At 33.4% G+C, this 13,443-nt stretch carries 12 protein-coding genes and 1 pseudogene; 2 read left to right on the top strand and 11 right to left on the bottom strand.

Annotated elements, in window-relative coordinates:
* Window positions 1–49: 49 nt before the first annotated feature.
* The 4 genes from A4F88_RS07395 to A4F88_RS07380 all read right to left on the bottom strand — a co-directional run bounded on the left by A4F88_RS07395 (window position 50) and on the right by A4F88_RS07380 (window position 2,915).
* Window positions 50–415 (bottom strand): DUF805 domain-containing protein, encoded by a 366-nt coding sequence (locus tag A4F88_RS07395; protein ID WP_068841938.1) that lies wholly within the window; start codon window positions 413–415, stop codon window positions 50–52.
* 323 nt (window positions 416–738) lie between these two features.
* Entirely contained in the window at window positions 739–1,203 is a 465-nt protein-coding gene (locus tag A4F88_RS07390; protein WP_068841937.1) for a DUF2752 domain-containing protein, read from the bottom strand.
* Entirely contained in the window at window positions 1,178–1,561 is a 384-nt protein-coding gene (locus A4F88_RS07385; protein ID WP_068841936.1) for a DUF4234 domain-containing protein, read from the bottom strand. Before A4F88_RS07385 ends, A4F88_RS07390 begins: the two co-directional genes overlap by 26 nt.
* A 406-nt stretch (window positions 1,562–1,967) precedes the next feature.
* Complete coding sequence (locus A4F88_RS07380; RefSeq protein WP_068841935.1) at window positions 1,968–2,915, bottom strand: 2-hydroxyacid dehydrogenase; 948 nt, start codon at window positions 2,913–2,915, stop codon at window positions 1,968–1,970.
* 208 nt (window positions 2,916–3,123) lie between these two features.
* Here A4F88_RS07380 and nhaA point away from each other — a divergent pair, with 208 nt between their 5' ends.
* Both nhaA and A4F88_RS25835 read left to right on the top strand, forming a co-directional pair.
* Window positions 3,124–4,269: a Na+/H+ antiporter NhaA gene (nhaA, locus tag A4F88_RS07375; protein WP_068841934.1), complete on the top strand. Its 1,146-nt coding sequence runs from the start codon at window positions 3,124–3,126 to the stop codon at window positions 4,267–4,269.
* Window positions 4,270–4,590: 321 nt separating this feature from the next.
* Window positions 4,591–4,839: pseudogene (locus A4F88_RS25835) on the top strand (c-type cytochrome); the annotation flags it as partial.
* A 145-nt stretch (window positions 4,840–4,984) separates the two neighbouring features.
* Here A4F88_RS25835 and proC read toward each other — a convergent pair.
* The 7 genes from proC to serS form a co-directional block, all read right to left on the bottom strand.
* A complete protein-coding gene (proC, locus tag A4F88_RS07365) occupies window positions 4,985–5,761 on the bottom strand; it encodes a pyrroline-5-carboxylate reductase (protein WP_068841932.1) in 777 nt (258 codons plus the stop codon).
* Window positions 5,762–5,966: 205 nt separating this feature from the next.
* Window positions 5,967–7,373, bottom strand: a complete 1,407-nt coding sequence (mgtE, locus tag A4F88_RS07360) for a magnesium transporter (RefSeq protein WP_068841931.1) — start codon at window positions 7,371–7,373, stop codon at window positions 5,967–5,969.
* A complete protein-coding gene (rsmA, locus tag A4F88_RS07355) occupies window positions 7,363–8,142 on the bottom strand; it encodes a 16S rRNA (adenine(1518)-N(6)/adenine(1519)-N(6))-dimethyltransferase RsmA (RefSeq protein ID WP_068842319.1) in 780 nt (259 codons plus the stop codon). Before rsmA ends, mgtE begins: the two co-directional genes overlap by 11 nt.
* 656 nt (window positions 8,143–8,798) lie before the next feature.
* Window positions 8,799–9,110, bottom strand: coding sequence for a DUF4286 family protein (locus tag A4F88_RS07345; RefSeq protein WP_068841929.1), 312 nt, complete (start codon window positions 9,108–9,110; stop codon window positions 8,799–8,801).
* Window positions 9,111–9,196: 86 nt separating this feature from the next.
* Window positions 9,197–10,978 carry a tetratricopeptide repeat protein gene (locus A4F88_RS07340; protein WP_068841928.1) on the bottom strand — a complete coding sequence of 594 codons (1,782 nt, stop codon included), beginning with the start codon at window positions 10,976–10,978 and terminating at the stop codon, window positions 9,197–9,199.
* 101 nt (window positions 10,979–11,079) lie between these two features.
* Window positions 11,080–11,913, bottom strand: coding sequence for a prolipoprotein diacylglyceryl transferase (gene lgt / locus A4F88_RS07335; protein ID WP_068841927.1), 834 nt, complete (start codon window positions 11,911–11,913; stop codon window positions 11,080–11,082).
* Between the two features lie 76 nt (window positions 11,914–11,989).
* Window positions 11,990–13,261: a serine--tRNA ligase gene (serS, locus tag A4F88_RS07330; protein ID WP_068841926.1), complete on the bottom strand. Its 1,272-nt coding sequence runs from the start codon at window positions 13,259–13,261 to the stop codon at window positions 11,990–11,992.
* Between the last annotated feature and the right edge of the window lie 182 nt (window positions 13,262–13,443).

Here is a 13,443-nt window from a genome sequence, read left to right as displayed (position 1 = left end):
TAAGCAACGGGGACTTTTTTATTATGACTTCGTTCAAAATCAATTTGAATTATTCTTTTCCAATTTCATTTATTTCACCCGATTCATTTTTAGGATCTGAGCCATATTGATTTGGTCCATTTTCGCCTTCTGTACAAGCTAAAACCAAATTATAAATTGGAAAAATAATATACCAACCACTTTTACCGACATCATGCATTCTTCTGACACCAACAGCAATTGAAGGAACTAAAACTGCTAAATTGTAAACACTGCTAACCAATGCAAGCTTAGGAGAGACAAGTCCTAAAATAAATAATAGGCCATAACCTATAATCGCATTAATTAAAACAAACATCCAATATTCTTTTCTTCTGGCTCTCCCATCAAAATTTGCGTAGTTTTCCATAACTACCTTTTTGTACATTTCAAACATAACTTAAAATCTTTTGTAAATTCACCCTACTCTTTTTGGATTTTCAGATACTCCTTTTTCTTTTTTTTAGAAGTACAAGATTAAGAAGTTTGAATTTTACAAAGATCCCCTATAAGTCATTATTGTGTCAGAAAAAGGCGTTTATTCTCAAACTTAAAGAACACCAATCACTCATTTACAAGTAATTGCAAATCACATTTAAAAAAGAAACCAAAAGATGTATTTTCTATTATAAAAACAAAACAACCTGTAAAAGCAATTATTTAGGAAAAGAAAAATCCCATTTCATCATTTTCTGAAATGGGATTTTTTATTTTTTATTTTTAAAACCAAATTGACTGATGTAATATGTCATCAAAAGAATTGTTTTTAATAAACAGAACTAATCTAATTAGATGATAAAAAGCTAAAAAGTAAGCCATATTATACGCCAGTTTTCTATTATACAAAAGACTTGTAAAGTATTCTTTTTTAGTAATAATTTCTGTTGTTAGTACTATGATGGTCAACCAGCAGAATACAATAACAAAAGGCCCTAAAATATGATAACTAAGAGATTTGTAAATATCGCCCTGATAGAAGTACACCAATGACTTGGTTATACCACAACCCGGACAAGGAAAACCGGTCACCATTTTAAAAGGACAGAACGACTGATCTGTTTCTAAATGATCATGGTGGTTGTTAAGCATTAAAAAAAACGGAACTATCAGTGTAATTGCTGCACCGATAATTCCGTAAATTTTACGTTTTATTCTACTATTATTTGTATAATCTGTTGATATCACCTTGTACAATCATCGCTGCTGCGATAGGGAAAAAGAACCCTAAAACAATTAATAAAGTTGATTGGTCTTTTTGAAGCTCTCCAGTTTTTTCATAAACTTTTGGCAATGCTTCTTTACCAGCCAAATAATAAAAATAAATATTTACTGGCATACAACAACCTGCAAAAATTGCGATAGGCTGAGAAATAACTTCTTTTTTAGCTACGGCATTAAAAACTTCCGCAACTTTGATATTCCAATAAATCAAATATAATCCGCAAGATAAAAATCCATAAAGCAATACCATAATTGGATCTACTTTAAATACCGGGATTGGATCATTAAAATCATTTGACGTTTCTTTAAAACTGTTTTCCATTTTTTATTAATTAAATTAAGGTTAATGTATTCTAATTTTTAAGCATTAGACAAGCTTATTTTTTTAAATTTATTTTAAAAGTGTGCAAAAATAACTCCCTATAAATCAGCAGGAGTACCTGATAAATTATTATTGTATTAAATTAAGGTATCTTTTACAGAAACTCAAAACTTGAGACAACTTCATCTAACTCACACTCAATGACTTTTACAAATTATTTTAACAAACTTATAGGTTCCTTTTAAAACGCTCTAATCTGATATTGAAAAGCAAACAGAGTAAAACTTGAAACAATATTATTAAAATTTAACAAAAAAAACTAATTATAGGCTTAAAAATCTACAGAAAAAACTCGTTATAAAATTGTAAAATTTTAAGAACTCCATTTTTTTCTGTGGTATGAAACTTATTTTGAATAGACTGCCTTAATTTTATCTACTATAACTTGTGCCAAACGTTCATGACTTTCAAAAGTCCAGCCTGCGATATGAGGTGTTAACAATACATTTTTGGCCTCAAGTAAATATTGAAAAGCTTCGGGTGTATTTTTATCCTGAAACAAGGTTTCAAAAGATAACTTTTCATACTCCAGAACATCCAGACCTGCACCAAGGATCTTTTTAGACTTCATCCCTTCGACCAAATCAGCTGTAACTATATTTTTCCCTCTCGATGTATTTATCATCCAAAATGGTTTTGCAAAGGCATTAATAAAATCCTGATTAACCATTTTATCTGTTTCCGGAGTCCACGGAAGATGTAAACTCAAAACATCTGCTTTTTGCTGTAATTCCTGTAAGGAAACTTGTCTGGCGTTTTCGTCTCCAATGTTTTCTAAAATATCGTGAAAGATAACCTCTACTTCAAAACCACGAAGTTTTTTAGCAAAAGCTTTCCCCATATTTCCGTAACCAATAATTCCAACCGTTTTTCCATCGAGTTCGTGTCCGCGATTACTTTCTCTGTTCCAGTGTCCGGCTTTTATTTCGGTGTCGGCCTGATTTAAATTATTAAATAAAGACAGAATCACGCCTAGCGAATGTTCTGCAACAGCGTTGCGATTACCTTCCGGAGCTGCTATTAAATGAATTTTTTTAGTCTCGGCGTAATCACAATCAATACTTTCTAAACCCGCGCCAACTCTGGCAATAAACTGTAAATTGGTCGCTTTGTCCAGAAAGGTTTTATCTATTTTAAAGCGGCTTCGAATTACGATTCCGTTATAATCCTGAATTTTAGCTTCAATTTCTTCTTTAGAAGATTTAAAATCGGCATGGTTTTCAAAACCGGCATCTTTCAGTTGTTGCCAAAGAATAGGATGATTGCTGTCGATATGAAGAATTTTTATACTCATTGCTATTATAATTTTATAAAACAAAAATACAGCTAATTATCTAATTGTTTAATTTACGTACTGCATTACTATGCTAAAAAACCGCTAAAAATAAGTGGTTTTTTCATTCTCCAAACCTCCTGATTTTTTATTGGTGACTTTTTTTTCTAACTTTGAAAAACAAGCCTCAAGAAAATATTTCTTCTAAATTCTCTCAACCTCTGTAAAAATGAAATTAACCAAGACTTTTAAAGCCTTTTTTGAAAACGAAAAATCAGGGGGATTACTCTTATTATTTGTTACAATCTTATCTTTATACATAGCAAACTCTTCTTATGCTGTTGAATATATTGCTTTTTGGGAAAAAGATTTGGGCGGACATTCGATCACACATTGGATTAATGATGGCTTGATGACAATTTTCTTTTTATTGATTGGGCTGGAATTAGAACGCGAAATTTATCATGGCGAATTATCGAATATAAAAAATGCTTCGCTGCCAATCATGGCGGCATTTGGCGGAATGCTGGTTCCGGCAGCAATTTTCCTTGCTTTAAATTTTGGAACTGCGACTCAAAACGGAGCCGGAATTCCAATGGCGACAGATATTGCGTTTGCAATTGGGATTTTATCTCTTTTAGGAAAAAAAGTTCCTTCATCCTTAAAAGTATTTCTGACTGCATTAGCCGTTATTGACGATTTGGGCGCAATAATCGTTATTGCCATATTTTACACAAGTTCAATTGCGTTTGTAAACCTTGCTATTGCTTTGGGAATTTGGGGCTTACTGTTTATTTTAAACCGAATGAAGGTTCAAAACCTGATTCCGTATTTAATTGGTGGAGTTGTTATGTGGTATTTTATGCTCAATTCCGGCGTTCATGCCACTATTACCGGTGTTATATTAGCTTTTGTGATTCCGTTTGGCAATGGCGACGAAAATTCTTCATCTTACAAACTACAGCACTTTTTACACAAACCTGTCGCATTTGTAATTTTACCTTTATTTGCCATTGCGAATACTTGTATTGCCATTGAATCAAACTGGCATGAAGGTTTAACGCATCGAAATGCATTAGGAATTATTTTAGGACTGGTTGTAGGCAAACCTTTAGGAATACTGCTTTTTTCTTCGGTTGGAGTAAGTGCAGGATTGTGTGCTTTGCCAAAAGGGCTAAGATGGGCACATATTCTGGGCGCAGGAATGCTAGGCGGAATAGGTTTTACTATGTCTATTTTTATCACACTTCTGGCTTTTAAAGATCCTGAAGTGATTGTTTTTTCTAAAATTGCCATTCTTATCGCTTCTTTACTTTCAGGAATTTTCGGCTTTGTGTATCTGAAGTTTATCCTGAAAAAGAAAAAAAGTATTTAGATTTTAATTGATATTTTACGCCTTTTGGATCAACTTTAAAAATATGGTATCAGCTTCTAAACTTTTCTGTTTCCTTTTTATCAATGCATTATTCAGTTAATTAAAGTCAGTTCAAAAAAATAAAAATTCCAATTCAATTCCTTTAGTATAATGAAGAAAATCAGACAAATATTGTTTTATTCAATATCTCTTATCGTTTTACTGACCGGAATTATATTTTATCAGATGAAAACATACGAACCTCCAGCCAGATGGTATTGTAACACTCCTGTCCTTTCATTTTGTGGAACTAATAATCCACCTTTAACGGAAAATCAATATAATGGAAAAGAAATTTTTAACTCTAATTGTGCAGCTTGCCACAAACTAGATGCCAAGAGCACTGGTCCGGCACTTCGCAACTTAGATTCTCTTGTATTTGTAAAGTGGATAATCGATAAAAATCACAAAATTGACAGCTCTAAAATTCATAAGTTAGGAATAGATTATCACAGAATGAAGTTTAAAGATTTTATAAATGAAGAAAATCTTCCTTCACTAATAGATTATTGCTCAAGAATACGCTATTAAATCTTAAAAAAAATCCAAATTCAGAAATTCCAAATTCCAATTATCCACAATATTGTCATTCAGGATCTAATTTCAAAAATAAAAAATTCCAAACTCCATTAAAAACTGGAATTTGGAATTTAAAATATTGATCCTTTATTAAAACTTATCCTTTAATTTGTTTCAAAGAAGTCTTGATTCCTTTTATTAGCGATGAGCTGAAACCATTATGTTCCATTTCGTTCAAACCTACAATAGTACAACCCTGAGGTGTTGTTACACGGTCGATTAATTGCTCCGGATGCACTTTTTCTTCCAGCAACATTTTTGCTGCTCCTTTTACGGTTTGTGCTGCAATAGCTAAAGCGGTTTGAGAATCAAATCCAATTTCGATTCCTGCCTGCATAGAAGCACGAATATAACGCAAAGCATATGCAGTACCGCAAGCACCTAAAACAGTCGCTGCATCCATTAGTTTTTCATCGATTACGGGAGCTGTTCCTAAATCCTGAAACAGATCTACAATAGGCAGGGCTTTTTCTATGTCTTTTTCCGGAAAAGAGATACAGGTTGCAGATTCGCCAAACTGCGCTGCAATATTGGGCATAATTCTAACTACCGGAAATTCGTTGTTTGTTTTTGACTGAAGCATATCCAAAGATAATCCGCTTACAGCCGAAGCTATGGTTTTTCCTTTTATAACGGGTAAAATTTCAGCCAAAACAGTATCAACCTGATAAGGCTTTATCGTTAAAATTACCACATCGGCTTCCTGAATATTATGTTTATTATCTGATGAAACTGTAATTCCATATTCTGTTAGATATTGAATACTGGCCGTATTTCGTCTGGTAACAGTAACCTGATTTTGTTTCGAAAATTTTGCGATTCCCAGAGCAATAGAAACTCCTAAGTTTCCTCCTCCTATAATGTGTACTTTCATTGCTGGTTGATTTTAATTTATTTTGGCTGTTTTAAGCAGATTTTTCGGCCTGTAAATTACATAGATTTTACAGATTTTAAATCACTGTAATCTATCAATTTGTGCCAAAAATTTAAAAGCCAAGAATCATCCCGGCTTTTTCAAAATTATTATTCGTTGTTACAATAAACAGATTTGCTGTAACAATTTGTAAGTTCGGTTTATTTTAAAGCAGTTTTCCTTTTAACAATAAAGAAGCAATGGTAAAATAAATAACTAATCCCGTTACGTCTACTAAAGTAGCAACAAAAGGTGCTGATGAAGTCGCGGGGTCCAGTCTAAGCTTTTTTAATAAAAATGGTATCATAGATCCTGAAAGTGTACCCCATAATACAATAAATACTAACGAAAGTGAAACAGTCATTCCAATTGCAAGCCAATGTTCTCCATATTCATAAAGTCCGCTTTGCTGCCATATTAAAATCCTGATAAAACCAACAATACCTAAAATAGCACCTAATAAAAATCCTGATGCGATTTCTTTTTTCATTACATACCACCAGTCTTTTAGTGTAAGCTCTTTTAATGCCATGGCACGGATGATAAGTGTCGCTGCTTGTGATCCTGAATTTCCTCCACTGGAAATAATAAGTGGAACAAATAAAGCCAAGACAACTGCTTTCTCAATTTCACCTTCAAAAAATCCCATTGCCGAAGCAGTAAACATTTCTCCAATAAATAAAACAACAAGCCAGGTTGCTCTTTTTTTAACCATTTCCAGAAGACGCGTCTGAACATACGGTAATTCAAGAGCTTCTAATCCCCCGAATTTCTGAATATCCTCAGTATCTCTCTTCTCTATCTCGTCTTTAATAACGTCGATAATATCATCAATGGTAATACGCCCTACCAAACGTCCTAATTCATCTACAACCGGAATGGCTTCCAGGTCATATTTATCCATAACTCTGGCTACCTCGACATCGGGAGTTTCGACATTTACATAGTTTAATTTTCTAATGTAGATATCTGAAATGTGGGTTTTGGTTGATGTGGTCAATAAATCTTTTAGTGATAATCTTCCTTTTAATCGGTTCTCATCATCAACAACATAAATAGAATGTACTCTGGAAACATTTTCAGCCTGAATTCTCATTTCTTTCACACAGGTAAGTACATTCCAGTTTTCGTTAACCTTCACTAACTCTTTATGCATGATACCTCCGGCAGTATCTTCATCATAACGCAATAAATCAACGATTCCTTTTGCGTGCTCAACATCCTGAAGTTCTGAGATAACTTCTGCTTTTCTGTCTTTTGAAAGTTCACCAATAATATCTGCCGCATCATTGGTTTCCAGCTCATCCAGCTCTTCTGCGATTTCTTTAGGAGAAAGTCGGTTTAATATTTTTTCACGCAGGTCATCCTCTAATTCCAAGAGAATTTCGGCTGTTTTTTCGCTATCTAAAACCTTAAAAATATAAGTAGCATCATCAATGTCAACTTCATCAAGGATTTCAGCAAAATCGGCATGATGCATGTCATTTAATAAAATTTCCAGCTCCTTATTATTTTTAGCTTGAATGAGTTGAGCAATTTGTTTAATTAGCTCTTTACTGATTTTAAACTCCATCGGCTTCTATTTTTTGAGTCAAAACAATAAATTCGTCAACACTTAGCTGTTCGGGACGTTTATCAAAGATAGTGTCTTCTCGCAATTGATCTGATAAATTTAATGTTTTCAAACTGTTACGTAATGTTTTTCGTCTTTGCTGAAAAGCGGTTTTTACAACTGTAAAAAACAACTTTTCTCCGCATGGAAGGCTATAATCTTCCTTTCGGGTCATTCTCATCACACCCGACTTGACCTTGGGCGGAGGAATAAAAACATTTTCATCTACTGTAAACAGGTACTCAGTATCATAGAAAGCCTGGGCTAATACGGATAAAATTCCGTAAGCTTTTGAACCTTTTTTCTCGCAGATTCGTTCTGCAACTTCTTTTTGAAACATTCCCGAAAATTCCGGGATCTGATGTTTAAATTCTAAAGTTCTAAAAACGATCTGAGTTGATATATTATATGGGAAGTTTCCAATAATCGCGAATTGTTTATTTTCATAAACCTCGTTGATATTGTATTTCAGAAAATCCTGAGAGATAATTTTATCTTTTAATTTTGGATAATTTTCACCCAAATACACCACTGATTCACCGTCGATCTCGATCACGTGTGTATTAATAGGCTTGTCAAGCAAATACTTAGTCAACACACCCATCCCTGGTCCTATTTCTAAAACCTCATCATATCCCTTTAAGCTTAAAGTATCTGCAATTGCTTTGGCGATACTTTCGTCTTTCAGGAAATGTTGTCCTAAATGTTTTTTGGCTTTTACTTTTTCCATTTTTTTTCTTGTTTTGCCTCGCGGGCGCAAAAGTATTCTTTTTGCCATGAAGGCTCAAAGCTTATTTTACTTTTTTTTGCCACAAAGGCTCAAAGGCACAAAGCTTTAGTTTTTCTTTTTTCACTTCTTCTGTCACAAAGACTCAAAGTACATGAAGAATTATTTTTTATTGATTTCGCGAAGTTGTGAATATCTAATAAATCTTTTGCCCTATTAGCTTTAATTTTACTTGTGATCAGATCTTCTAATGATAAGACATTCCATTTTAAAAATATTTTATCTTTAACTGTTATTTCTTCAATCTGCCGAATTTCTGATAACCATCAAAATTAACAGCTCCTCCACCAACCATAAGCTTTCGAACATCATACTTCATTACTAAAGCAATAAACTGATCAATGTTTTGGTATATTACTCTGATTTTATAATAATTACAAAATTGTCTTTATTTTGATCGACTTTGTTCTTTACAGGAAATTTACTGATTCTCTCACTTAAACGTAAAAAACTATAAAACCTTTCTGTTTTTGACAACTTTAGAAAATCTTCTTGTTGTTGTTTATTACTTTCTTCTTTCGTTTGAAATCGAATTTCCATATTTTTAGATTATAGAAAAAGTCTAATAATCCAAGTAGTCCAAAAATCTAACAATCTCTTTAATGTTCCGAGATCACTTCTAATTCTGTCCTGAACGAAAGCATTTTATCTGCGAATAATCCCAAAGCTTCTCTGTGAAATTCCGGTTCATCTTCTATATAATACTTTTCCAGCGTTTCTTTACTATCAGTAATATATTGTACAGAATAGGTAATTCCGCCCATTTCTTCTTCTACTAAAACTTTTACAATTCGTGCCGAAGAGAATTTTTGTGTTGCCAGAATTTCCGGTATGTGTTTTTCCTGCATCCATTTTAACCACTGGTCGTGAACGCTTTCATGTATATTGGTGGTAACGTTGTAAATAATCATTTTTTTTTAGATTGTTAGATTATTAGACTACTTAGATTGTTAGACTTTTCGAATAATCTAACGATCTAAAAATCCAATAATCTGAATTATAAATTCTTGTCTCCTCTTAATTCCCGGTATTTTTTTCTGGCATCAACAAAGTAAATACTGTCCTGATGATTAAAAATTACCTTTTCATATAAAGGCTTTGCCTTTTCTGTATCTTTCAATTCGTCATTGTAAATTTCTGCTGAAAAAAACAGTGCTTCATCTACATAAATTCCGTCGCCATGGTTATCTATAATCTGTTGATACTGGCTTAAAGCCGAATTATAATCTTTCAGATTTTCGTAAATTTTCCCTAATCGCAACAATGTTACAGCTTCAATTTCCTGTCCTTTAAATGTTTTTAAAATACTTTGAAACTGTGCAATTGCTTCTGGTTTCTTATTCTGATAGATTAAAAAATCACCTCTGGCAAACTGCTTTAATGCTGTTTGTGTCGAATCGGCAACGGTATTGTCATTAATCAGTAAAAAATATTCTAATGCATCATTGGCTATTAATTGTGTATTTGCTGCTTTCAGTTCTTTAAACTGTTTTAGAGCCCACTCAAAATCTCCTTTGTAATAACTTGTTTTTGCTGCTTTTAAACTTGCTTCATGTGCCATTACATCATTCTTTAAATCCAATTGAATTTGTGAATAGTAAATTAGCGCCTGATTGAATTTTTCTTCTAAAAGCAAAATATCAGCCAACTCCATTTTTGCATCTGCCTGCTGATAATCATTTAAATTTAATTCCAGCGCTTTTTTAATAATTGCCTTAGCTTCTTCTGTTTTTTTCAGATTAAAAGCCAGGAAATGCGCCTGAATTATTTGCAAAGATAAGGTAAAAGGAGTTATTTCATAGGTGGTGAGCAATTGTTGCAGCTCTGTATTGATAACAGGATAGTCTTTTTCCTGAGCTTTGTCAATTTTTATCTGCATTAAATACGCATTAGTCTGAATGAGTAAATCCAGATTTTTGGTATTTTGAAGTATAAAATTCAGAATTTCTTCTGCTGTATCGGTATCATCTTCATTCAGGGCAAACTGACTTAAATTTACAATACTGGAAAGCGATTCCGGTTCGCGTTTGTAAATCGCTTTTTCCTGAATAAAAGCTTTTCCGAATTCTTTTTGCTGTACATAAAACCAACTTAAATAATGGTTCCAGAATACATCCTGATCTTTTTGGGTTTTTAAAATCAGGGCTTTACGCATGGCATCTTTAAAAGCGGTATTATCTGTTTCGCCATTCATGAAACGAGACAATTGTGTCTGGATCAAATTAGCATTTTGCTGATTATTGTAGGATTCTGTCAATAACAAATCAATCATTAAATCTGTTTTCCCTAATTGTCCGTACAACATTCCAATCTGAAAATTAAAATTGTAATTGGGTTGTACCTGCATTGCTGTTTGGTAGGCTTTTAAAGCATATTCCAGCAATACTTTTTTCTCGAAAGAATTTCCAATTCCGTAAACATCATTAGGACTGGTTTTAATTTTCTCGATTGCCTGTTCGTAATAGCTTTTGGCTTTTGCATCGTTTTTCTGCAATTGAAAATTATATCCCAATTCAACTAAAAAAACGCCTTGCTTGTATCTGTTATAACGATCCTGAATAACTTTTTGTGCCAAATCAAATTGTTGCAATTGCTGATAACAGTCGATCGTTCTTAAAAAATACTGTGTGTTAGACGGTGAACCATTTAAAAGCTGTTCATAGCTGATTTTAGCTTTTTCAAAATCTCCTTTATCGTAGTAATATTGAGCGAGCTGCTCATTTTGTGCTAATGCAAGAGTAGACCACAACAAAACGATATAGAGGATGATGTTTTTCATATTTCAGTTTTTTTAAAGTTGTTGTTAGTCAAAGCACGATATACAGTATTTAGTAAGAGGATTTAATAGCAATTACAATCGTACAACTGTAAACCATAAAGTTATGAATGCATTTCGACATTTCCTTTCGATTTCCAGATAATCAGTACCAAACCAATTAAAATAAAAGGAATACTTAGTATTTGCCCCATATTAATAAGCATATTATTCTCGAAGCTTTCCTGATTTTCTTTAAAGAATTCAATTATAAATCTGGCTACAAACATTAACGTCAGGAAAGACCCAAAGATCAGTCCGTCTGTTTTTCTGATAGATTCTGATTTATACATGTAATATACAATTCCGAAGATCAGTAAATAGGCAAATGCTTCATACAATTGTGTTGGATGTCTTGGGATCATGTCGTCTCTTTGAAAAACAACACCCCAATTTCCGTTGGTTGGTTTTCCGTAGATTTCAGAATTCATAAAATTCCCGAATCTGATAAAGGCTCCCGTAACCGGAACTCCAATCGCCATTTTATCTAACAACCATAAGAACTTAACTTTATATTTTCTACAGTACAGAATCATCGCAATCAGCACACCTATTGATCCGCCGTGACTTGCGAGCCCCTGATATCCAACAAATTTATAAACTCCGGCTACTTTTTGAATTGGTAAAAGAATTTCTATTGGATGACTAAGAAAATAAGAGGGTTCGTAAAAAAAACAATGTCCGAGTCTTGCTCCTAAAATTGTTCCCACAATTACATATACGAGCAAACTATCCAGATTGTCCAGCGAAAGATTTTCTTTTTTATAAATATTTCGCACAATAAAATACCCTAACAAAAGTCCGCAGGCAAAAAGCGCTCCATAATATTTTAGAGGAAAACTATCTGTTATCATAAAAATAACAGGATCTACATTCCAATTTAATACTCCATTCATCATATTCAGTCGCAGTTTTTTTTAGTATTCAGTCGCAGTTCAGCTCTAATATAAACTGAAACTGCGACTGTAAACTAAATTAATTTATAATATCAAATCCACAGTAAGGACGTAAAACCTCTGGTATTACGATTCCTTCCGGAGTTTGGTAATTTTCTAATATTCCGGCCAATACTCTTGGCAAAGCCAATGAGCTTCCGTTTAGAGTATGTGCCAGTTGATTTTTTCCGTCTTTGTCTTTAAAACGTAATTTCAAACGGTTTGCCTGGAAAGTTTCAAAGTTAGAAACTGAACTAATTTCTAACCAACGATCCTGAGCTGTTGAAAACACTTCGAAATCATAAGTCAAAGCCGATGTGAAACCCATATCACCACCACAAAGTCGTAAAACTCTGTATGGCAATTTTAATTCCTGTAGAATATTTTTCACGTGTTCTACCATTCCGTCAAGTGCTTCGTAAGACTTATCAGGATGTTCAACACGTACAATTTCTACTTTATCAAACTGGTGCAAACGGTTTAATCCGCGAACATGCGCACCGTAAGAACCTGCTTCACGACGGAAACATGGTGTATAAGCAGTGTATAAAACCGGCAATTCAGTTTCAGTTAAAAGAACATCACGGAATAAATTTGTAACCGGAACCTCAGCAGTTGGAATCAAATATAAATCATCAATTGTTGAGTGATACATTTGCCCTTCTTTATCCGGCAATTGTCCTGTTCCGTAACCTGAAGCTTCATTTACCAAATGCGGCACTTGCACTTCATTATATCCTGCAGCAGTATTTTTATCTAAAAAGTAATTGATCAAAGCACGCTGTAAACGAGCTCCTTTTCCTTTATAAACCGGAAATCCTGCACCTGTAATTTTTACACCCAATTCGAAATCTATGATATCGTATTTTTTTACCAGTTCCCAGTGTGGTTGTGCACCTTCATGCAGAACCGGAATATCTCCTTCCTGAAAAACATTCAAATTGTCATCTGGTGTTTTTCCTTCAGGGACAATATCAGCCGGTAAGTTTGGTAATGTGTATAATTTATTGTTTAATTCAGCTGCCAAAGCTTCTGCTTTTTCGCCCAATTCTTTACTTTTCTCTTTTAATGAAACTGTTTTTTCTTTTAAGATTGCCGCTTTAGACTTTTCTCCGGCTTTCATTAATTCTCCAATATCTTTGGATAATTTATTAGATTCAGATAAAGTGTTGTCTAATTCAACTTGTGTTGCACGACGGTTTTCGTCTAATTGCACGACTTCTTCAACAACGCTTTTAGCATCGATATTTCGTTTTGCTAAAGCCTTGATTACTTTCTCCTGATTTTCTCTAATAAATGCGATTTGTAACATAGCTTGATTTTTATAACTATTGTATTTTTTTATAACGGAAGCAAATTTAAGGAAATGTTTTATAAGATCACGACAAAGTTGATTCTAAAGTTATTTCGGAGGTTATTCCGCAGAGATATGAGAAGGACTTAAGAGATGCTCAAAGTATTTAAGGTACTCTTCACTTTTCACTCTTCACTTTT

It is taken from the genome of Flavobacterium chilense (assembly GCF_001602525.1).
Taxonomy (GTDB): domain Bacteria; phylum Bacteroidota; class Bacteroidia; order Flavobacteriales; family Flavobacteriaceae; genus Flavobacterium; species Flavobacterium chilense.
The sequence above is the reverse complement of the archived record's forward strand: the minus strand, read 5'-3'. Positions and strand labels throughout refer to the sequence as shown.